Here is a 20,068-nt window from a genome sequence, read left to right as displayed (position 1 = left end):
GGACGGCACATCGTTCTGCTGTGGTGCGCCGGGCAGGCCGCAGGCGGGCCATTGCGGACGGGCCGCCTCAGTAGCCGCGGCTTCGGTCCACCCGCCCAGTCATGGGTTGGCCGGCCTGGAATCGGCGCACGTTGTCGATGGTGGCGAGCGCCGCGCTGTGGGCCTGGGTCATGCTGGCGATATGGGGCGTCAACTGGACTTTTGGATGGCGCCACAGCGCATGGGCGCCAGGCAGGGGCTCGGGGTCGGTCACGTCCAGCACCGCCTCGGCCAGCTGGCCGCTGTCCAGCGCCGCGAGCAGATCGTCCGTGGCCAGTTGCGGTCCGCGGCCCGTGTGCACCAAAGACGCTCCTCTGGGCAGCTGGCGGAAGAGATCGGCGTTCAGAAGTCCCCGCGTGGCGTCCGTCAGCGGCAGCAGGCACACCAGGATGTCGAGGTGCGCGAGACATTGGCTCAGACCACCCGGGCCGGCAAAACAATCCACGCCTGCCAGCGTGTGGCGGGAACGGCTCCACCCCGCACAGGCGAACCCCAGGCCCTGCAACTGCCGCAGTACCGCCTGGCCCAGCGAGCCCAGGCCCAGCACGCCGACACGGCGCTGGTTGGCGGGGCGTACCGGCAGCGGGCGCCACACACCCTGCTGCTGCTGGCGCCGGTATTGGGGCATGTCGCGGTGCAGGTCGAGCACGGCGCGGGTCACGTACTCGACCATCCCTTGGACGATGCCGGGCTCCACCATGCGGACCACGGGCAGATGGGCGGGCAGGGCCTGCAGGTCGAATTGGTCCACCCCGACGCCGGAAGAAAACAGTACCTCCAGCTGAGGGAACCGTTCGCCGATGCGATCGGGAGGCTCCCACGCCGCCAGAAAGCGCACGTTGGCAGGGGCGCCGATGTCGGGCCAGATGCGAAATTCGATGTCCGGCGCATGCTTGCGGAAAACTTCCGCCCACTGCTGCCCGCGGACGGGGTCTGCCTTGTAGACGAAGGTGGCCAGGGAGGGGGCGGCGGGGCCATTCATGGGCGCCATCCGGTACTGCGGTGTGTGGCGTGGCCGGGTCGGCGCAACTTGCTAGCCCACAGCCTGTGTGACCAGGGCGTAGAGCCTGGAGGCACCAGCTGGGTGCTGCAGGGGCTCGCCACGCACCATGGTGGTGGGCGCATCCACCCGCAGCAGGCCGATGCTCTCCAGCCATTCGGTCATGCCGCTGTCGAAGTCCACGTCGATGCGCGTGAAGCGGCCGGCATTCATGCCTGCCAGATGGGCGATCAGCGCCTTGGCGCCCTCTACATCGGGTGCGATCACCGGGCCGATGGCATGGCCGCGGCCGAATCGGCGCAGCATGGCAAAGCCCAGCTGTTCGCCCTCGCAGTCGAGCACCACGCAGGCTTCGGACTGCTTGAGCAGGTCGTCGATCAAGGCGGGGCGCGGCATGCCGCGCGCCTGGGCGTCCAGTCGGTGCAGCGCCTGCGACTCGTTGAGCCCCGCGGGGCGCAGGCGGCAGCCCCGTGCCAGCGCGATCAGCGGCGTCGGCAAAGCCATGCCCTGGTGCTGGCGGACTTCTCCGGTGCGCACAAAGCCCAGCCTTTCATACAGACCACGCCCCTCGGCGGTGGCATGCAGCAGCACGGTACGGCCTTCCAGGTCCTGCAGCAGCGCGCTCATGAGGCGGTGGCCGATGCGGCGGCCCTGGCAGGCCGGGGACACGATGACCAGGCCAATGGTGGCGTGGCCATCGCCCCACAGCCAGCGCAGGGCCGTGGCGACGATGTGCCCGTCGCGCACTGCCACCATGCCCTCGGCGTGCGCGAACGTCTGCTCCCAGTCAGAGGCGCGATGGGGCCAGCGCAGTTCGGCCGACAGGGCATGCGCTGCTGGCAGATCTTCCGGTGTCATGGCGCGCAGCACAACGCCGTCGTCGGCAGTGAAAGTGCCGGGAGGCAGGGTAGTGGGGTGCGTCGAAGACATGAAAATCAACCTCGTGTCAATGGAAATTGGCGCCCATCTTGGACGACATCGCCTTTGTCTACCAGCTTGAATCGAGGTCTGCGCGCAACTTGCAAGCATCATCTGTGTAGCACCAGGGTTTTGCAATTCGCTGCGGCATATTCCACTCTTACGGGCACAAATGCTGGGGCTTACTGCCTAGCATCAGGCAACCGTCCACCGTTGCGGGGTCATCCCCCGCGTTCCCGACCATGCCTGTTTTCGACCCCCATGCCGTCGCTGTTCCCTTCGGCCATTTCATCGATGGCCGGCTTGTTTCCGACGCTCCCCGCCGGACAGTACTGCGTCCCTCCGACGGTCAGACCCACGCCGAACTGCCCGTGGCAGATACGGGCACGGTGGATGCCGCGGTCTCAAGTGCTTCGCGGGCCTGGCGCCATTCGGACTGGGCTCGCCGTGCCCCGCGGGACCGTGCCCGCGTGCTGCGGCGGTGGGCCGACCTGGTGGAGGCCGATGCGCCATTGCTGGCAACAATGGAAGCCGTGTGCTCTACCCGCCCTCTGCGCGATGCCCTGTCGTGGGACGTGCCCTTCACGGCAGAGGGGCTGCGGTTCTTCGCAGAATATGCTGACAAACTGGGTGGCGAGGTGGCCGCGACACGGCATGATCATCTGGGCATGGTGGTGGCCGAGCCCTACGGCGTGGTGGGTGCGATCACACCGTGGAATTTTCCGCTGGTGATGGTGTCCTGGAAGGTGGGGGCGGCGCTGGCAGCAGGCAATGCGGTGGTGCTCAAGCCGTCGGAGTTGACGCCATTTTCTGCGGTGCGGCTCGCGCAACTGGCGGTCGAGGCGGGCGTGCCGCCCGGGCTGTTCAATGTGGTGCAGGGCGACGGGCGTGTCACGGGGGATGCGCTGACGCGCCATCCGTTGATCGCCAAGATGACCTTCACCGGCTCGACCGGCACGGGCGCGGCGATCATGGCCACCTGCGCCCTGCAGGGCCCGAAGCCCGTGACACTGGAGCTGGGCGGCAAAAGTCCGCAACTCGTGTTCAACGATGCGCCAGACCTTGACCGGCTGGCCGGCATCATTGCCGGCGCCATCGCGGGCAATGCGGGCCAGGTCTGCGTGGCGGGCTCGCGGCTCATCGTGCAGCGCGGCATCGGCGAAGCGCTGGTGGAGCGCATCGCAGCGCGGTTTGCCGCGCTGCGGCCCGGCGCCACCTGGGATGCCGAAGCTACGCTGCCGCCCATCATCTCGTCGCCACAGGCGGCACGCATCCTCGACATCGTGGAGCGTTCACGCGACGCGGGCGGGCAGATGCGGTGTGGAGGGGGGCTTTTTGACGACGGCCCGGGCGGAGCGTATTTTCAGCCGACCATCATTGAAGGCGTGGCAGCAGATAACCCCGCGGTACGGGAGGAGATCTTCGGCCCGGTGCTCACGGTGCAGACCTTCGATGACGAAGCGGAGGGACTGGCGCTCGCCGGACACGGTCAGTACGGCTTGGCGGCGGGGGTTCATACGGCAGACCTCGGTCGCGCCCTGCGCGCGATGCGCGGTATTTCTGCCGGCACCGTCTGGGTCAACCGGTACGGGCGCAGCGCAGATTTCGTCATTCCGACCGGCGGTTACCACCAATCGGGCATCGGCAAGGACCTGGGGCGCCAGGCGGTGGAAGCCAACCTGCGTTTCAAGAGCGTGTTGATAGATTTTTCTGCGGCTCTGTAGCGGCAGTTCGTGCGTTCTCTCGGTGCGCGGGTGCACGGGGACGGTGCAGACCGCATTGCATGCTGCGGTGGTGCCGTCAAACGGGGCATTCTCGTGCTGTGTGCCCGCATTTCCCTACGAGTCGGTCGAAGCTGCATGCTTCAATTGCTTCACCCCATTTCGTAATGACACTGTCGCAAACCCCGCACAGGCAGGCGTCCCACCCCGGGCTGTGACCGCAAGACCCCAAGGACACACACCATGACTTTTCGTCCCAAGTACGTGACTTTCGACTGCTACGGCACGCTGACGAGGTTTCGCATGGGCGAAATGACGCGCGAACTGTTCGCCGACCGGATTCCGGCCGAGCGCATGGACCAGTTCATTGCCGACTTCACCGCCTATCGCTTTGACGAAGTGCTGGGTGACTGGCAGCCGTATGAGGTGGTGTTGAAGAATGCGGTGCGCCGGCTGTGCAAGAAGTGGAAGATCCAGTACCTGGACGCTGACGGACAGAAGATTTATGACGCCGTCCCCACCTGGGACGCCCATGCCGACGTCCCCGCAGGCCTGGCCAAGGTGGCCAAAGAGATTCCGCTCGTGATCCTGTCGAATGCATCCGACGATCAGATCCAGAAGAACGTCGCCATGTTGGGCGCGCCGTTCCACCGGGTGTACACCGCCCAGCAGGCCCAGGCCTACAAGCCGCGCCTCAAGGCCTTCGAGTACATGCTGGACTCGCTGGGCTGCAACCCGCAGGATGTGCTGCACGTCTCGTCCAGCCTGCGCTATGACCTCATGTCCGCCGACGACATCGGCATCGTCCACAAGGTGTTCGTCAACCGCGGCCATGGCCCGGGCAACCCCGCGTACCGCTACACCGAGATCCAGGACATCGGCGGACTGCCCAGCGTGGTCGGGCTCTGAGCCATCGACCCCCGCCACCGAGCTTTTCCATCGCCGCCACGACACCCCGCCTGATATGAAGCTCGACTCCTACTGGAACGACGCCCTGCCCGTGTGGCCGACAGGGACGCGGCGCAGCCTGCCCGCCCAGGTGGATGTGGCCATCGTCGGTGCCGGATTCACGGGCTTGTCCGCAGCGCTGGAGCTGGCCCGCAAGGGGGCCACCGTGGCCGTGCTGGAAGCCGGCCCGACGGTCGCGCCGGAGGCCTCGGGCCGCAACGGAGGGCATGTCAACAACGGGCTGGCCGTCGACTACGCCGATGTTGCAGCGCGCGTGGGCGTGCAGCAGGCCCGGGCCTGGTACCACGCGTACGACGACGCCGTGGACACCGTCGCCAGGCTGGTGCGGGAGGAGTCGATCGACTGCGACTTCCTGCGCCACGGCAAGCTCAAGCTCGCCACGCGGCCCCAGCAGATGGAGGCGCTGCACCGCAGTGCGCAGCGGCTGGCGGACGATGGTGTCGACACCGACGTGGAAGTCCTCAGTGCCGCCAGCGTGCGCAGCGAGGTGCAGAGCGATCGATTCCACGGCGGGCTGCTGTACAAGCGCAGTGCGCAGATGCACATGGGCCGCTTTGCGCTCGGACTGGCGCGCGCCGCCCAGCGCAGGGGTGCCGAAATCCATACCGGCGCGCTGGTGGACCGGCTGGAGCGGGTGCAGGGGCGCACGCACAAGCTGCACACGGCCCACGGCGTGGTCAAGGCTGGTCAGGTGCTGCTGGCCACGGGCGCATCGCGCCACGGGGGCTACGGCAGCTTCGGCTGGCTGCGGCGGCGCATCGTTCCCATCGGTAGCTTCATCGTGGTGACCGAGCCCCTGGGTGCCGACCGCGCCAACGCACTGCTCGCCGCACGCCGCACCTATACGACCATTGCCAACATCCACCATTACTTCCGTCTCACCGCGGACCACCGGCTGGTCTTCGGAGGGCGCGCCCGCTTTGCGGTGTCGAGCCCTCAGTCGGACGCCGCCAGCGGCGAGATCCTGCGGGCCGGGCTGGCCGAAACCTTTCCCAGGCTGGGGCCTGTGGGGATCGACTATTGCTGGGGTGGCCTGGTGGACATGACGCGGGACCGTCTGCCCCACGCGGGTGAGCGCGCCGGCCTGTTCTATTCCATGGGCTACAGCGGCCACGGCACCCAGATGTCCGTGCACATGGGCCAGTGCATGGCCGCTGTGATGGCCGGCAATGCCAGTGCCAATCCGTGGCAGGGCCGGGATTGGCCGGCCATTGCCGGCCACTTCGGCCCGCCGTGGTTTCTGCCGGCCGTGGGCCTGTACTACCGTCTGAAAGACCGGCTGACCTGAGGCCCAGGGCGACCTGCCACCGACGAAGCTTTCCATTCGATCAACTCCCCCCGTGCTTTTCAACCAGGAGCTGCACCATGAGCGACAACCATCCACTGTTCGAGCAATTAGTCGGTTCCCGTGACAGCCTCCGCGTGATGAACGCGCTGCGACGCGGCGCCTCGCGCCGCGATGTGCTGACCATGCTGGCGGCGTGCGGCATGCAAGCCACGGTGGCCGGCAGCGTCGCCGGGCTGGCCATGACGGCGCACGCGCAGACACCCAGGCGCGGTGGTCGCATCCGTGTGGCCGGGGCGACGGCGGCGGCCACCGACACCCTGGACCCCGCCAAGCAGTCGAACCAGACCGACTACTCGCGCGGGACCATGCTGTACAACGGGCTCACGGCGCTCGATGGCTCGCTCACGCCCCAGCCCGCCCTGGCCGAGTCCTTTGCCTCGCAGGACGCCAAGACCTGGGTTTTCGCCCTGCGCAAGGGCGTGGTGTTCCACGATGGCAAGGCGCTGACGCCGGCCGACGTGGTGTTCTCCATCCAGCGCCACAAGGACCCGGCCACGGCCTCCAAGGCCAAGGTGCTGGCAGAGCAGATCGAGACGGTGCGCGCTAGCGGACCGAACGAAGTCACCATCGTGCTGTCGGCGCCGAATTCGGACCTGCCGGTCATCCTGGGGACCTTCCATTTCCACATCGTCAAGGACGGCACGACCGACTTCAATGCGGGCATCGGCACCGGCCCCTACAAGCTCAAGGAGTTCAAGCCGGGGGTGCGCTCCCTGGTGGTGCGCAACGATGCGTACTGGAAGCCCGGCAAGCCCTACCTCGACGAGATCGAGTTCGTGGGCATCAGCGACGAGAGTGCGCGGGTCAATGCGCTGCTGTCGGGCGGCATGGACCTGGTGGCCTCGATCAACCCGCGGGCGGTGGCGCGCGTGAGCGGCACGCCCGGCTACGCCGTCTTCACCACCCAGTCGGGCCAGTACTCCGACCTCATCATGCGCAAGGATGTGGGGCCGGGCATGAGCCCCGACTTCGCGCTCGGCATGAAATACCTGTTCGACCGCGAGCAGATGAAGAAGACGATCGCGCTGGACTACGCGGTGCTGGGCAACGACCAGCCCATCGACCCCACCAACCGCTTTCACTTCAAAGGCCTGCCGCAGCGCGCGTACGACCTGGACAAGGCCAAGTTCCACCTGCAGAAGTCCGGCGTGACGGGCAAGATCCCGGTGGTGGTGTCCCCTGCTGCCATGTATTCGGTCGAAATCGCGCTGCTGCTGCAGCAGTCGGCCCAGCGCGTCGGGCTCGACCTCGACATCAAGCGCATGCCGGCGGACGGCTACTGGTCCAACCACTGGCTCAACAGCCCGGTCGGGTTCGGCAACGTCAACCCCCGTCCGAGTGCCGACACCATCCTCACTCAGTTCTTCAAGTCGGATGCGGCCTGGAACGAATCGCGCTGGAAGAGCGCGCAGTTCGACCAGCTGCTGCTCGCATCGCGCGCCGAAACCGATCTGGCCAGGCGCAAGCAGATGTATGCCGACATGCAGACCATGATCCATGGCGAGGCGGGCATCGGCATTCCCCTGTTCCTGGCCAGCATCGACGGGCATTCCAGCAAGCTCAAGGGTTTGTCGCCGATTCCCTTGGGCGGGCTGATGGGCTACTCTTTCGCCGAGCACGTCTGGCTCGACGCCTGAGGCGCCGCGCCCGGCAATCGTCATCCCAGCCTTCGCATGAACCATGTGATCCTTTCGCTGTTGGCCAAGCGCCTGCTGCTCGCGATCCTGTCGCTGCTGGCGGTGTCGGTCATCGTGTTCGCGATCACGGCGGTGCTGCCGGGCGATGCCGCGCAGGAGCAGCTCGGTCAGGACGCCACGCCCGACGCACTGGCCGCGCTGCGCGCCCAGATGGGCCTTGATGTGCCCGCGCCCGCGCGCTACCTGCGTTGGCTGTGGGGCGTGGTACGCGGCGACCTGGGGCAATCGGCCACCACCCAGATGCCCGTGGGCGACCTGGTGGCCAGCAGGCTGCCCAACTCGCTGCTGCTCGCGGCAGTGACCGCACTTTTTTCCGTGCCGATCGCGCTGGCGCTGGGCATTGCATCGGCCGTGTGGCGGGGGTCCTGGCTGGACCGGATTGCCTCCAACCTGTCCGTGGCGGTGGTGTCGGTGCCTGAGTTTCTGGTGGCCACGCTGGCGGTGCTGGTGTTTGCCGTGCAGCTGCGCTGGCTGCCCGCCCTGTCGTACGTGAACGATATCGAATCCGTGGGGCAGTTGCTGCGCGCTTTTGCCATGCCGGTGCTCAGCCTGTGCTGCGTGATCGTGGCCATGATGATGCGCATGACCCGCGCGGCCGTCATCGACCAACTGCAGGCGCCCTACATCGAGATGGTGCGGCTCAAGGGCGCATCGTCGCTGCGCATGGTGATGGTCCACGCGCTGCCCAACGCGGTGGGCCCGATCGCCAATGCGGTGGCGCTGTCGCTGTCGTACCTGCTGGGCGGCGTCATCGTGATCGAGACCATTTTCAACTACCCGGGCATTGCCAAGCTGATGGTCGATGGCGTGACCCAGCGCGACATGCCGCTGGTGCAGACCTGCTCCATGATCTTCTGCACCGGCTACCTGCTGCTGGTCACGCTGGCCGATGTGTGCGGCATCGTCGCCAACCCGCGCTTGCGCCACCGCTGAAACCTGTCGAGCGAGGATCGCACCATGCAGACCTGTCCCCCCGCCGCCACGCCCGAGGCCACCGCCGACCGCCACCGCAACGGGCTGCTGCGCCGGCTGGGCAGCTTCGGCTGGGCGGGCTCGCTGGGGCTGCTGCTCCTGCTGTTCTGGCTGGTGGCCGCGCTGGCGGGCCCCTGGCTGCTGCCGCGCCATCTGGTGGACCTGCAGGCGTCGGTGGTGTACGGCCCCATCAACGCGACCCACTGGCTGGGCACCGACTACCTGGGCCGGGACATGCTCGTGCGCGTGGTGCAGGGGGCCCGCTACACCGTGGGTGTGGCGCTGGTCGCCACGCTGCTGGCCAGCGCCACGGGCACAGTGCTGGCCTTGTTGGCGGCTGCCAGCGGTACGGTAGTGGACAGCGTGCTCAGCCGCCTGCTCGATACGCTCACGTCCATCCCCAGCAAGATGTTCGCGCTGGTGCTGGTGGCCGGGTTCGGGTCCTCGGTCGGGATGCTGGTGTTCACGGCTGCGCTCATCTATGTGCCGGGCGCCTACCGCATCGCGCGGTCGCTGGCCATCAACATCAATGAGCTCGACTATGTCACCGTGGCCCGCGCGCGGGGCGAGGGCACGCTCTACATCATGCTGCGCGAGATACTGCCCAACATCCTGGGCCCCATGCTGGCCGACCTGGGGCTGCGCTTCGTCTATGTGGTGCTGCTGCTGGCCAGCATGAGCTTTCTGGGGCTGGGCATTCAGCCGCCCGCCGCCGACTGGGGCTCGCTGGTGCGGGAGAACATCGGCGCCCTGCCAGATGCGGGCGCGTCGGTGATCGCGCCGGCGCTGGCCATCGCCAGCCTCACCATCGCCGTCAACCTGGTGATCGACAACCTGCCCGGCCGGTCTGCCCGTTCGCGGGGAAGGTGCTGACATGGGCGCTTCTGTAGTGGTCAAGGACCTGCACATCACCGCCGGTGGCCAGACGCTGGTGGACCGGCTCAGCTTTGCCATCGAGCCGGGCGAGGTGCTGGCGCTGATCGGCGAGTCCGGCTCGGGCAAGACCACCACGGCGCTCGCCTTGATGGGCTATGCCCGGTACGGCTGCACCATCGCGGGGGGCAGCGTGCACATCGGCGATACCGATGTGCTCCACCTGTCGCCTGCAGGCCAAAGGGCGCTGCGAGGGCGCACCGTGTCGTACATCGCGCAGAGCGCCGCGGCGTCGTTCAACCCGTCTCGCACCATTCTCGACCAGGTGGTGGAGCCCACCCGCATCCACGGCACCCTGCGCCGCGGCGAGGCCGAAGCCAAGGCCGTGCAGCTTTTCAAGGAGCTGGCCCTGCCGAGCCCTGACACCATAGGCCAGCGCTATCCGCACCAGGTGTCGGGCGGCCAGCTGCAGCGCCTGATGGCCGCCATGGCACTCATCACCGACCCTGAGGTGGTCATCCTGGACGAGCCCACCACGGCGCTGGATGTGACCACCCAGATCGAGGTGCTGCGCGCGTTTCGCCGTGTGGTGCGGGAGCGGCGGACCACCGCGGTCTACGTGAGCCACGACCTGGCCGTGGTGGCGCAAATGGCCGACCACATCCTGGTGCTGCGCGGCGGGCAGACGCAGGAGGTGAACACCACGGCGCGCATCCTGCAGTCACCTGCGCACGCGTACACGCAAAGCCTGCTGGCGGCCGCCCGGCCCGCACCCCGCGTGGCCGGGCACTGCAAGGGCGAGGGCGAACTGCTGCTCGATGTGCGGGGCCTGTCGGCCGGCTACGGCCCGCTGGATGCACAGGGCCAGCCCGCCACGCTGGTGCTCAAGGACATCAGCTTCCAGCTGCACCGGGGCCAGGCCATCGGTGTGATCGGCGAGTCCGGTTCGGGCAAGACCACGCTCGCCCGTGCCATCGCAGGGCTGATGGCGCCGTGCCGGGGAAGCGTGCTGTTCCACCAGCGCGAGCTCCAGCCCGAATTGCGCCAGCGCAGCAAGGACGAACTGCGGCGCATCCAGATCGTGTTCCAGATGGCCGACACCGCCCTGAACCCGTCGCAGACCATCGAGCGCATCCTGGCGCGCCCGCTGCAGTTCTACCAAGGCTTGCACGGCGATGCGCTCAAGCACCGCATCCATGAGCTGCTCGACCTGGTGCGCCTGCCGCATTCGGTGGCGCAGCGTTTGCCGGGCGGGCTGTCGGGCGGCCAGAAGCAGCGGGTCAACCTGGCGCGCGCCCTGGCCGCCGAGCCCGATTTGATCCTGTGCGACGAGGTGACGTCGGCGCTGGACACGGTGGTGGGGGCTGCCGTGCTGGACCTGATGGCCGACCTGCGGCGCGAGCTGGGGGTGTCCTATCTGTTCATCAGCCACGACCTGCACACGGTGCGCGCCGTGTGCGACGAGATCATCGTGATGCAGCACGGCTGCAAGCTGGACCAGGTGGCCCGTGCCGACTTCGACCGACGGCCGCACCACCCCTACTTCGAGCTGCTGGCGCGGTCGGTGCCAGAGCTGCGCCAGGGATGGCTGGACGAGCAGGATGCCGCACGCGGCGCGGCGGTGGCCCCTGGCTGACAGCCCCGGGGGTTGGCGCAGGGCCGCGAATGCCGGCGTCCAGCGATCGCCCGCGTGCTCCTGTTTTTATAGCTGTTCGCGTTCTACACACCAGCGGCAGGGGCCAATTTCATTCCAATGGGTGATCTGGTGACAGTCCCGGGATGCCGGCAATGGCTCGTTCCAGACCTTCCACCCGCTTGCCCCGACCGCACGGCGGCCCAACCTGAGTGGGCTCTATCGGGGGTGGCGTGCGCCATTCTGGCGAGGTCGTGCAGTTCGGTGGCGCCAAGGATCGGGCTGTCGATGCGAGGGGCGGTATTGGCCGGCTGGAGGACTCGACCCTCTGCAGGCGCGCTACGTTTCGAGCCCGACAGACCGACAGACCGACAGACCGACAGACCGACAGACCGACAGACAGACCCTGGGCCCGCTGGCTGCGCTGCGGCAACCTGGGCATCGACCGATTCCGATGGCGCTGCCGGAGCGCAGCCTACGGCCGGCTGCCGGCGGTACCCGCAGCAGCCACCGACTGCGCTTTCTGCCGGCATGGCGTGAACATGTCCAGGTCCTGGTTGTAGGCACCCGTCTTCACATCCATCAGGCCCAGCACCGAGTGGAAGTAGTTGTCGTGCGTGATGCGCCGCTGCGCCAGGTCCTGCTGCAGGCAGCCTGTGGGCAGGCTGGTGCGGGACTGCATGGCAGGCGACAGCCAGGTCACCCAGGGCACATGCTTTTGCACATCGGGCGCGATGGCGTAGGGCAGGCCGTGCAGGTAGATATTGTTCTCGCCCAGCGATTCCCCATGGTCTGCTACGTAAATCATAGCTGCTTGCGCTTGCCCGGAGCGCGCTGACAGCCATTTCAGCACCGAGTCGAGGAACACATCCGTCTCCCGGATGCTGTTGTCGTAGGCGTTCACCACCTGCTGGCGCTCGCATTCCTGCAGCGCGGTCGATGCGCATTCGGGCAAGAACTTCTTGAGCTCGGGCGACGAGCGCTTGGAGTACGCGGGGCCGTGGCTGCCCAACTGGTGCAGCACCACCACCGTGCCGCGTTGGCGCTGCTCTGCAGGCAGCGCAGCGATGTGCGCGTCCAGGTCCTGGAGCATGATGCGGTCCAGGCATTCGCCGCGGGTTGCGCACAGCGTGGTGTCTTTCAGGGACGAGGTATTGATGTCGTTGCTCACCCGGTCGCACACACCCTTGCAGCCCGACTGGTTGTCCACCCACAGCACGGCAAGGCCGGCATGGTGCAGCACGTCGATCAGGCTCTCGAAATTGGCGGCGCGCGCCTCGTAGCCGGTGCGCCCCAGGTGCGAGAACATGCACGGCACGGAGGCTGCGGTACTGGTGCCGCAGGACCAGGCATTGCGCGCGCTGACCAGGTCGGTGCGCGCCGACAGCAGCGGGGTGGTGTCACGCGCATAGCCGTTGAGCCCGAAGTTGCCGCTGCGGCCGGTTTCGCCCAGCACCAGCACCAGCAGGGGCGGTGCTTTCTGGCCCAGGTAGCTCGCGCCCAGCTGCGCATCGCGGCCCAGCGGCAGCAGCTTGCTGCCGTCGATGCGCAAGGGCCGGGTGGCGATGTTGCCCAGCGCATACACGGTGTTGAGCGGGTTGATGAGGTAGCGCAGCTTGGTGTGGTTGCGCATGGTGGAGGCAAAGTCCTGGAACACCATCAGCAGGCACACCACGATGACGGCGATGGCACCCAGCAGCAGCGCGCCGTTGTGCGCCACCTGCCGCACCGTGCTCAAGCGCCGCACCGGCGTGCGGTACAGCCACACCAGGGGCGGCGCCAGCAGCGCGAACACGGTGCCGGCCATGCGCCAGCTGAGCAGGTCGGCGGCCTCATGGGCGTCGGTCTGCAGCACGTTGACCAGCATGCTCGCGTCGATGGTGATGCCGTAGGCCAGCATGAAATACGCGCCGAAGGCCGCCATGACCACCAGCACCGCAGCGGCAGGCTTGAGCGTGAGGCGCCACGCCAGCAGGCTGAGCAGCGCTGCATTGCCCGCCGCCACGATGACGAAGAATGCCGCCGCAAACAACCAGCCGCGCAGGCTGCCATGGCCGGGCAACTGGGCCACTTCGCGCCACAGCGGCACATTGCACGCCGCGGCCAGCCAGACGCTGATGAACACCACCACCCAGGCAGGGTGCAAGGCACGGGGCGCGGCGGCAGCGCCAGGCCGGGGGGCAACGCCCACGGCCGCGGGGGAGAGCAGCAGGCGCTGCAGGATCAAAGGCATGGGCGCACTGTGGCGCCCGAGACTTAAGGCCGCATTAACGTGGAATGAGCTGCAAGTGAGCGGCGTGGTGCTTCAGGTGGTCGGCCATGAAGGTCTGGATGAAGTAGTAGCCGTGGTCGTAGCCGGCGTGCTGGCGCAAGGTCAGCGGCTGGCCGATGGCCTTGCAGGCGGCGTCGAACAGGTGGGGGTGCAGCTGCGTGGCCAAGAATTTATCGGCCAGCCCCTGGTCGATGAGAATGCCCGCGGGGTAGGGCGCTACCGGCTGGTGCTGCATCAGCACGGTGGCATCGTGCTCGATCCAGCCCGTGCGGTCCGCGCCCAGGTACCCGGCGAAGGCCTTTTCTCCCCAGGGGCACTGCGTGGGCGCGCAGATGGGCGCAAACGCCGACAGGCTCTTGAACCGCCCCGGATGGCGCAGGGCCAGCGTCAGCGCGCCATGCCCGCCCATCGAATGGCCGAAGATACCCAGCCGTTCACCATCGACCGGCAACTGCGCCCCCACCTGGGGCAGCAGTTCCTTCATCAGATAGCTTTCCATGCGCCAGTGGCGCGCCCAGGGCTCTGCCGTGGCGTCGAGGTAGAACCCCGCACCCACGCCAAAGTCCCAGCTCTCGGCCTCGCCCGGCAGGTTGGCGCCACGCGGGCTGGTGTCGGGCGCTATGAGCGCCAGCCCCAGTTCGGCCGCCAGGCGCTGGGCTCCGGCCTTGACCATGAAGGTTTCTTCGGTACAGGTCAGCCCCGCCAGGTACAGCAGGGCCGGCACGGGCCCCTGCTGCGCCGCGGGCGGCAGAAAGACCGAGAACTTCATCGGCAGACCGATCTCGGTGGAGGCGTGCTGGTAGAAGTGCTGCTCGCCGCCAAAGCAGGCATGGCTGCTGAGCAGTTCCAGGGAGGTTGTCATGGTTTTGCTCTCAAAAATATAGCTGGATGCGCTTGATAGGCAAGCGGTAGGGGCTGTTTTTATCTGAAATCAGGCCGCTGCACAGTCAAAAACGAGAACCCCGGTCACGCTGAGCCTTGTCGATGGGTAGCGCGAGGCTTCGACAGGCTCAGCCCGAACGGGTTGCGGGCTCGTCAGGCCATACGGCGAGGCGTCGCCAAGCTCGACCCGAAAGGGCGGAGGAAGGCGTCCGCGCATCGTTGCACGCGTGCTGGCATGCCAGCTGGGGCATGTGCACTAAGACCGACGCCCGGCACCTGCTTCCGCCACCCCCTTGTTCACCCGATCGATCAGGCAGCGTACTTGACCACCGAGCGGATCGACTTGCCTTCATGCATCAAGTCGAACGCTTCGTTGATGTCCTTGAGGCCCATCGTGTGCGTCACGAACGGCTCCAGCTGGATCTTGCCGGCCATGGCGTCTTCCACCATGCCGGGCAGCTCGCTGCGGCCCTTCACGCCGCCAAACGCCGTGCCCATCCACTTGCGGCCCGTGACCAACTGGAAGGGGCGGGTGGAAATCTCCTGCCCCGCACCCGCCACGCCGATGATCACCGACTGGCCCCAGCCGCGGTGCGCGCATTCCAGTGCCGCACGCATCACGTTCACGTTGCCGATGCACTCGAAGCTGTGGTCCACGCCCCAGGTCGTCATCTCCACGATCACCTGCTGGATCGGTTTGTCGTGGTCCTTGGGGTTCACGCAGTCCGTGGCGCCGAAGGTGCGGGCCAGGTCGAACTTGGAGGGGTTCGTGTCCACGGCGATGATGCGGCCCGCCTTGGCCAGTTTGGCGCCCTGGATCACCGCCAGGCCGATGCCGCCCAGGCCGAACACGGCCACCGTGTCGCCCTCCTGCACCTTGGCCGTGTTCTTCACCGCGCCCAGGCCGGTGGTCACGCCGCAGCCCAGCAGGCACACCTGCTCAGGGTTGGCCTTGGGGTTGATCTTGGCCAGCGAGACCTCGGCCACCACCGTGTACTCGCTGAAGGTCGAGCAGCCCATGTAGTGGTAGATCGGCTGGCCGTTGTAGCTGAAACGCGTGGTGCCGTCGGGCATCACGCCTTTGCCCTGCGTGACGCGCACCGACACGCACAGGTTGGTCTTGCCGCTCTTGCAGAACAGGCACTCGCCGCATTCGGCGGTGTACAGCGGGATCACATGGTCGCCGGGCTTCACGCTGGTCACGCCTTCGCCCACCTCCACCACAATGCCCGCGCCCTCATGGCCCAGCACCACGGGGAACAGGCCTTCAGGGTCGTCGCCGCTCAGGGTGAACGCATCGGTGTGGCACACACCGGTGTCGGTGATGCGGATCAGCACCTCGCCCTTTTTCGGCGGTGCCACGTCGATCTCGACGATCTGCAGGGGTTCTCCGGCCTTGAAGGCCACGGCGGCTTTGGATTTGATGGTCATGGTGTTGGGGGATGGGTTGGTCAAGGGGGGAGGGGGCCAGAGGTTCTGCGACCTCCGGGCACGGATCGACCGCATGACTGTAGGCCATGTGCAGCGCATGCAGAAACCCATGGCCGCAGACCTTGGGGGTATGGCCGAATTCCATCGTTCATGCCCTTGTCGGACATCACCTCCCGTATAGTCCATCGCCTTTCTCCTGCACCCGTTCGCCCATGGACCACCACCCTCCGCACCATCACCCCGCCGGCCAGCCCCACCGCATCGATCTCGTCGTCTACCCCGGCTTCAAGGCGCTGGAGGCCGTGGGGCCCATGTCCGTGTTCGACTATGCCAACGTGCACCTGCGGCAGCACGGCCGGCCCGACGGCTACACCGTGCGCGTGGTCGCCGCCCAGGCCGGCGCCGTGCAGTCCGACACCCTGATGGCCCTCACGGCCACGCACACCCTGGCCGAGCTGGAGCAGCAGCAGGGGCATGGTGACGGCCCCGGCTGTACCGTGGTGCTGGTCGGCTCCCGCAACATCGAGCAGGTGCTCGCGGCCTCGCCCGACCTGGTGGCCTGGGCCGCCCGCGTCGCGCCGCGCGTGGACCGCATGATCGCCCTGTGCTCAGGCAGCTTCTTCCTGGCCGCGGCCGGTTTGCTCGACGGCCGCCGCGCCGCCACCCACTGGAGCGTGGCCGCCCTGCTGCGCCAGCGCTACCCTGCCATCGACGTGGACCCTGATGCCATCTACGTGCGCGACGGCCCGCTGTGGACGTCGGCCGGTGTGACGGCCGGCATCGATCTGGCGCTGGCCTTGGTGGAAGACGACTTTGGCCACGCCCTGGCGCTGGAGGTGGCGCGCGATCTGGTCATGTACCTCAAGCGCCCCGGTGGCCAGTCGCAGTTCAGCGTGCAACTGGCCAGCCAGGGCACCGCCCACCGCGACATCCAGGCCGTGCAGACCTGGGTGCTGGAGAACTTGCAGGAGCCCATGTCCCTGGCAGCGCTGGCCGACCGCGCTGCCATGAGCGAGCGTCACTTTCGGCGGGTGTTCGTGCAGGAGACAGGGCAGACGCCTTCGGCGTTTGTGGATGCCGCGCGGCTCGAAGGCGCGCGGCGGCTGCTCGAGTCGCAGTCCACGCTACCGCTCAAGACCGTGGCCGCGCGCGTGGGCATGGGGTCGGAGCAGGCGCTGCGGCAGCTGTTCGTGCGGCATTTGGGGATTGCGCCGCAGGCATATCGGGAGCGTTTCGGTGGGCAAGGGCGGCGTTGACGGGCTGTGATGCCGCCCTCGCTATCTCCGCGAACCTGCAGGCCGATGGTGTGCCAGCGTCTGGAGCCGTTGGATCGCCGTCTTCTGGATCGGTAGCACGGCTGCCACCAGGGCGGGGCACAGCCAGGGGTCCCAGAAAAGCCCGCTGACGATGGCCAGGCCGAAGACCAGGCCGACAAGCACCAGCGCGCCCATGCACTGGGAAAGCTCCGATCCCGCGCGGATCAGCACCAGGCCAGCGCCGAGTGCAACCACCAGGGACCAGCCGATGAACGGGTTGTTGACCAGCCGGTAGGGCGTGGTCTTGGGCTTCCAACCTGCCGCGATGCCCAGCTCGGGCAGCACGAGGACGAAGGCCAGCAGCACGGCGAGGACCAGCAGGACCGCCGAGCCCAGGTGATTGATGCGCTTGAGGGGATGCATGGGTGGGCTCCGTCGCTCATGGGTACCGATCGGCCGGAGCCGCGGCGCCGTCCTCTGGGCCATCCTCCCGGGTCGCCGGCTGCTTTGCGCATGGGCAGGCGCGGTACACCATGAAAAAAGCCCGCCGAAGCGGGCTTTCCAGAGCAGGTACCTCGAAGACCGCAGACTTCAAGGAGCCAGGCTGCCAATCAACGCTTGCCGATGGGCGGCACATCACGGCGCACGGAGCCGGTGAACAGCTGGCGGGGGCGGCCGATCTTGTACTCGGGGTCGCCGATCATTTCGTTCAGCTGGGCGATCCAGCCCACGGTGCGGGCCAGGCTGAAGATGCCGGTGAACAGGTTCACGGGGATGCCGATGGCGCGCTGCACGATGCCGGAGTAGAAGTCGACGTTCGGGTAGAGCTTGCGCTGCACGAAGTAGTCGTCTTCCAGGGCGATCTTTTCCAGCTCCTTGGCCAGCTTGAACAGCGGGTCGTTTTCCAGGCCCAGTTCGGCCAGCACTTCATTGCAAGTCTCTTGCATGAGCTTGGCGCGCGGGTCGTAGTTCTTGTACACGCGGTGGCCGAAGCCCATGAGCTTGACGCCGGAGTTCTTGTCCTTGACCTGCTTGATGAAGTCGCCGATCTTCTCCACGCCGCCTTGGGCCTGGATGTCGTACAGCATGTTCAGGGCTGCTTCGTTGGCACCGCCGTGGGCAGGGCCCCACAGGCACGCCACACCGGCGGCGATGGCCGCGAACGGGTTGGTGCCCGACGAGCCGCACAGGCGCACGGTGGAGGTCGATGCGTTCTGCTCGTGGTCTGCGTGCAGGATGAAGATGCGGTCCAGTGCGCGTTCCAGCACAGGGTTGACCTTGTACTCTTCGCAGGGCGTGCCGAACATCATGCGCAGGAAGTTGCCTGCGTAGGACAGGTTGTTCTGCGGGTACATGTAAGGCTGGCCCACGCCGTACTTGTATGCCATGGACACCAGCGTCGGCATCTTGGCGATCAGGCGGATGGCAGCGATCTCGCGGTGCTGCGGGTTGTTGATGTCGGTGCTGTCGTGGTAGAAGGCCGACAGGGCGCCCACCAGACCGGTCAGCACGGCCATGGGGTGCGCGTCACGGCGGAAGCCACGCAGGAAGAACTGCATCTGCTCGTTGACCATGGTGTGGTTGGTCACGCGGCTGGTGAAGTCGGTCTTCTGGGCTTCGTTGGGCAGGTCACCGTACAGCAGCAGGTGGCAGGTTTCCAGGAAGTCGCAGTTCTGCGCCAACTGCTCAATGGGGTAGCCGCGGTACAGCAGCTCGCCCTTGTCGCCATCGATGTACGTGATGGCCGACTGGGTGGCTGCGGTCGACAGGAAGCCCGGGTCATAGGTGAACATGCCCGTTTGCGCATACAGCTTGCGGATGTCGATGACGTCCGGGCCAATGCTGCCCTGGTAGACCGGCAGGTCCACGCTGGGGCTGCCGTTACTGAACGACAGGGTGGCTTTGTTGTCAGCTAGCTTCATTGTTACTTTCCTTGGGTAGGTTGCCGGTAATCCGGGGGTTCAGGCCTTGTCTCAGGTCTCTATGGTTCAGGGCCGTGGCCGTACTGCGCCACCACTGAGCCGCAGCATGCCGAGCACTTCACGCACTTCTTCTGTATCCAGTTCACCTTCGGGCTCGCGCCGGGCGAGCACCAGGTCCAGGAGGTCGTTGTCCGCCAGGTCCATGAGCGTGTTCATGCCGTAGGCCTGGCGCCAGGTCAGGCCCGCCCCGTGCTTGGCGAAGAAGTTCTCGATGTAGAGATCGTTCTCCAGCAGGCCGCGCCGGCAGCGCCAGTGCAGCTTGGCGCGTTCGCGGTCGTCCAGCACATCGGAGGGCGACGGCAGGACGGGGTTCGGGGTATCGGACATGAAATGGATGCTCTGGACAAGGTCAGACGGCGCGGCGCACCATCAGTTCCTTGATCTTGCCGATGGCCTTCGTGGGGTTCAGGCCCTTGGGGCACACGTCCACGCAGTTCATGATGGTGTGGCAGCGGAACAGGCGGTACGGGTCTTCCAGGTTATCCAGGCGCGCACCCGTGGCTTCGTCGCGGCTGTCGGCGATGAAGCGGTAGGCCTGCAGCAGGCCGGCGGGGCCCACGAACTTGTCGGGATTCCACCAGAAGCTGGGGCAGCTGGTGGAGCAGCTGGCGCACAGGATGCACTCGTACAGGCCGTTGAGCTCTTCGCGCTCTTCGGGGCTCTGCAGGCGTTCCTTCTCGGGGGCCAGGTCCTCGGTGATGAGGTACGGCTTGATCGAGTTGTACTGCTTGAAGAACTGCGTCATGTCCACGATCAGATCGCGGATCACCGGCAGGCCGGGCAGGGGCTTCAGAACGATGGTGCCCTTGAGGGTGTTCATGTTCGTCAGGCAGGCCAGGCCGTTCTTGCCGTTGATGTTCATCGCGTCGGAGCCGCACACGCCTTCGCGGCACGAACGGCGGAACGACAGCGAGGGGTCTTGCTCCTTGAGCTTGACCAGGGCGTCGAGCAGCATGCGTTCGTGGCCATCGAGTTCGATCTCGATGGTCTGCATGTAGGGCTTGGCGTCCTTGTCCGGGTCGTAGCGGTAGATTTGAAAGGTGCGCTTCATGTTGTTCTTTCGTGAGGCTGCTGG

The 20,068-nt window shown here is 66.9% G+C and carries 17 protein-coding genes; 8 read left to right on the top strand and 9 right to left on the bottom strand.

Annotated elements, in window-relative coordinates:
* Positions 1-67: 67 nt before the first annotated feature.
* On the bottom strand, positions 68-1,021 hold the full coding sequence (locus ACSQ3D_RS15970; RefSeq protein ID WP_436127564.1) for a 2-hydroxyacid dehydrogenase: 954 nt from the start codon (positions 1,019-1,021) through the stop codon (positions 68-70).
* Between the two features lie 51 nt (positions 1,022-1,072).
* Positions 1,073-1,969: a GNAT family N-acetyltransferase gene (locus ACSQ3D_RS15965; protein ID WP_056419059.1), complete on the bottom strand. Its 897-nt coding sequence runs from the start codon at positions 1,967-1,969 to the stop codon at positions 1,073-1,075.
* A 230-nt stretch (positions 1,970-2,199) separates the two neighbouring features.
* Here ACSQ3D_RS15965 and ACSQ3D_RS15960 point away from each other — a divergent pair, with 230 nt between their 5' ends.
* From ACSQ3D_RS15960 to ACSQ3D_RS15930, 7 genes are all read left to right on the top strand, one after another.
* Positions 2,200-3,681, top strand: coding sequence for an aldehyde dehydrogenase family protein (locus ACSQ3D_RS15960; protein ID WP_436127563.1), 1,482 nt, complete (start codon positions 2,200-2,202; stop codon positions 3,679-3,681).
* Between the two features lie 240 nt (positions 3,682-3,921).
* The gene (locus ACSQ3D_RS15955) at positions 3,922-4,587 is read left to right on the top strand and encodes a haloacid dehalogenase type II (protein ID WP_056419054.1); all 666 of its coding nucleotides are present in this window, start codon (positions 3,922-3,924) and stop codon (positions 4,585-4,587) included.
* Positions 4,588-4,642: 55 nt separating this feature from the next.
* Positions 4,643-5,935: an NAD(P)/FAD-dependent oxidoreductase gene (locus ACSQ3D_RS15950; protein WP_436127562.1), complete on the top strand. Its 1,293-nt coding sequence runs from the start codon at positions 4,643-4,645 to the stop codon at positions 5,933-5,935.
* Positions 5,936-6,012: 77 nt separating this feature from the next.
* On the top strand, positions 6,013-7,632 hold the full coding sequence (locus tag ACSQ3D_RS15945; protein ID WP_436127561.1) for an ABC transporter substrate-binding protein: 1,620 nt from the start codon (positions 6,013-6,015) through the stop codon (positions 7,630-7,632).
* A gap of 36 nt (positions 7,633-7,668) precedes the next feature.
* A complete protein-coding gene (locus ACSQ3D_RS15940; protein WP_056419047.1) occupies positions 7,669-8,625 on the top strand; it encodes an ABC transporter permease in 957 nt (318 codons plus the stop codon).
* 24 nt (positions 8,626-8,649) lie between these two features.
* The gene (locus tag ACSQ3D_RS15935) at positions 8,650-9,537 is read left to right on the top strand and encodes an ABC transporter permease (RefSeq protein ID WP_436127560.1); all 888 of its coding nucleotides are present in this window, start codon (positions 8,650-8,652) and stop codon (positions 9,535-9,537) included.
* A gap of 1 nt (position 9,538) precedes the next feature.
* Positions 9,539-11,173, top strand: a complete 1,635-nt coding sequence (locus ACSQ3D_RS15930) for an ABC transporter ATP-binding protein (RefSeq protein ID WP_436127559.1) — start codon at positions 9,539-9,541, stop codon at positions 11,171-11,173.
* Between the two features lie 472 nt (positions 11,174-11,645).
* Here ACSQ3D_RS15930 and ACSQ3D_RS15925 read toward each other — a convergent pair whose 3' ends face one another.
* From ACSQ3D_RS15925 to ACSQ3D_RS15915, 3 genes are all read right to left on the bottom strand, one after another.
* The gene (locus ACSQ3D_RS15925; RefSeq protein WP_436127558.1) at positions 11,646-13,403 is read right to left on the bottom strand and encodes a phosphoethanolamine transferase; all 1,758 of its coding nucleotides are present in this window, start codon (positions 13,401-13,403) and stop codon (positions 11,646-11,648) included.
* A gap of 34 nt (positions 13,404-13,437) precedes the next feature.
* A complete protein-coding gene (gene fghA / locus ACSQ3D_RS15920) occupies positions 13,438-14,304 on the bottom strand; it encodes an S-formylglutathione hydrolase (RefSeq protein ID WP_436127557.1) in 867 nt (288 codons plus the stop codon).
* A gap of 329 nt (positions 14,305-14,633) precedes the next feature.
* The gene (locus tag ACSQ3D_RS15915; protein ID WP_436127629.1) at positions 14,634-15,749 is read right to left on the bottom strand and encodes an S-(hydroxymethyl)glutathione dehydrogenase/class III alcohol dehydrogenase; all 1,116 of its coding nucleotides are present in this window, start codon (positions 15,747-15,749) and stop codon (positions 14,634-14,636) included.
* 218 nt (positions 15,750-15,967) lie between these two features.
* Between ACSQ3D_RS15915 and ACSQ3D_RS15910 the strand changes: the two genes are divergently transcribed.
* Entirely contained in the window at positions 15,968-17,011 is a 1,044-nt protein-coding gene (locus tag ACSQ3D_RS15910) for a GlxA family transcriptional regulator (protein WP_436127556.1), read from the top strand.
* Positions 17,012-17,032: 21 nt separating this feature from the next.
* On the opposite strand, the gene ACSQ3D_RS15905 is transcribed toward ACSQ3D_RS15910, so the two are convergent.
* The 4 genes from ACSQ3D_RS15905 to ACSQ3D_RS15890 all read right to left on the bottom strand — a co-directional run bounded on the left by ACSQ3D_RS15905 (position 17,033) and on the right by ACSQ3D_RS15890 (position 20,044).
* Complete coding sequence (locus ACSQ3D_RS15905; protein ID WP_436127555.1) at positions 17,033-17,434, bottom strand: hypothetical protein; 402 nt, start codon at positions 17,432-17,434, stop codon at positions 17,033-17,035.
* Positions 17,435-17,622: 188 nt separating this feature from the next.
* Positions 17,623-18,933, bottom strand: a complete 1,311-nt coding sequence (locus ACSQ3D_RS15900) for a citrate synthase (protein WP_056419029.1) — start codon at positions 18,931-18,933, stop codon at positions 17,623-17,625.
* Between the two features lie 66 nt (positions 18,934-18,999).
* Positions 19,000-19,320 carry a succinate dehydrogenase assembly factor 2 gene (locus ACSQ3D_RS15895; RefSeq protein ID WP_056419026.1) on the bottom strand — a complete coding sequence of 107 codons (321 nt, stop codon included), beginning with the start codon at positions 19,318-19,320 and terminating at the stop codon, positions 19,000-19,002.
* Positions 19,321-19,342: 22 nt separating this feature from the next.
* The gene (locus ACSQ3D_RS15890; RefSeq protein ID WP_056170220.1) at positions 19,343-20,044 is read right to left on the bottom strand and encodes a succinate dehydrogenase iron-sulfur subunit; all 702 of its coding nucleotides are present in this window, start codon (positions 20,042-20,044) and stop codon (positions 19,343-19,345) included.
* Between the last annotated feature and the right edge of the window lie 24 nt (positions 20,045-20,068).

Source organism: Acidovorax sp. LjRoot117, assembly GCF_964252695.1.
Classification (GTDB): domain Bacteria; phylum Pseudomonadota; class Gammaproteobacteria; order Burkholderiales; family Burkholderiaceae_C; genus Acidovorax.
This window is presented reverse-complemented; position numbering and strand designations above follow the sequence as displayed.

Excerpts from the sequence above, each read along its gene's own strand:
- ACSQ3D_RS15970 (WP_436127564.1), bottom strand. The coding sequence starts at position 1,021 with ATGAATGGCCCCGCCGCCCCCTCCCTGGCCACCTTCGTCTACAAGGCA.
- ACSQ3D_RS15965 (WP_056419059.1), bottom strand. The coding sequence starts at position 1,969 with ATGTCTTCGACGCACCCCACTACCCTGCCTCCCGGCACTTTCACTGCC.
- ACSQ3D_RS15960 (WP_436127563.1), top strand. The coding sequence starts at position 2,200 with ATGCCTGTTTTCGACCCCCATGCCGTCGCTGTTCCCTTCGGCCATTTC.
- ACSQ3D_RS15955 (WP_056419054.1), top strand. The coding sequence starts at position 3,922 with ATGACTTTTCGTCCCAAGTACGTGACTTTCGACTGCTACGGCACGCTG.
- ACSQ3D_RS15950 (WP_436127562.1), top strand. The coding sequence starts at position 4,643 with ATGAAGCTCGACTCCTACTGGAACGACGCCCTGCCCGTGTGGCCGACA.
- ACSQ3D_RS15945 (WP_436127561.1), top strand. The coding sequence starts at position 6,013 with ATGAGCGACAACCATCCACTGTTCGAGCAATTAGTCGGTTCCCGTGAC.
- ACSQ3D_RS15940 (WP_056419047.1), top strand. The coding sequence starts at position 7,669 with ATGAACCATGTGATCCTTTCGCTGTTGGCCAAGCGCCTGCTGCTCGCG.
- ACSQ3D_RS15935 (WP_436127560.1), top strand. The coding sequence starts at position 8,650 with ATGCAGACCTGTCCCCCCGCCGCCACGCCCGAGGCCACCGCCGACCGC.
- ACSQ3D_RS15930 (WP_436127559.1), top strand. The coding sequence starts at position 9,539 with ATGGGCGCTTCTGTAGTGGTCAAGGACCTGCACATCACCGCCGGTGGC.
- ACSQ3D_RS15925 (WP_436127558.1), bottom strand. The coding sequence starts at position 13,403 with ATGCCTTTGATCCTGCAGCGCCTGCTGCTCTCCCCCGCGGCCGTGGGC.
- fghA (WP_436127557.1), bottom strand. The coding sequence starts at position 14,304 with ATGACAACCTCCCTGGAACTGCTCAGCAGCCATGCCTGCTTTGGCGGC.
- ACSQ3D_RS15910 (WP_436127556.1), top strand. The coding sequence starts at position 15,968 with ATGGACCACCACCCTCCGCACCATCACCCCGCCGGCCAGCCCCACCGC.
- ACSQ3D_RS15905 (WP_436127555.1), bottom strand. The coding sequence starts at position 17,434 with ATGCATCCCCTCAAGCGCATCAATCACCTGGGCTCGGCGGTCCTGCTG.
- ACSQ3D_RS15900 (WP_056419029.1), bottom strand. The coding sequence starts at position 18,933 with ATGAAGCTAGCTGACAACAAAGCCACCCTGTCGTTCAGTAACGGCAGC.
- ACSQ3D_RS15895 (WP_056419026.1), bottom strand. The coding sequence starts at position 19,320 with ATGTCCGATACCCCGAACCCCGTCCTGCCGTCGCCCTCCGATGTGCTG.
- ACSQ3D_RS15890 (WP_056170220.1), bottom strand. The coding sequence starts at position 20,044 with ATGAAGCGCACCTTTCAAATCTACCGCTACGACCCGGACAAGGACGCC.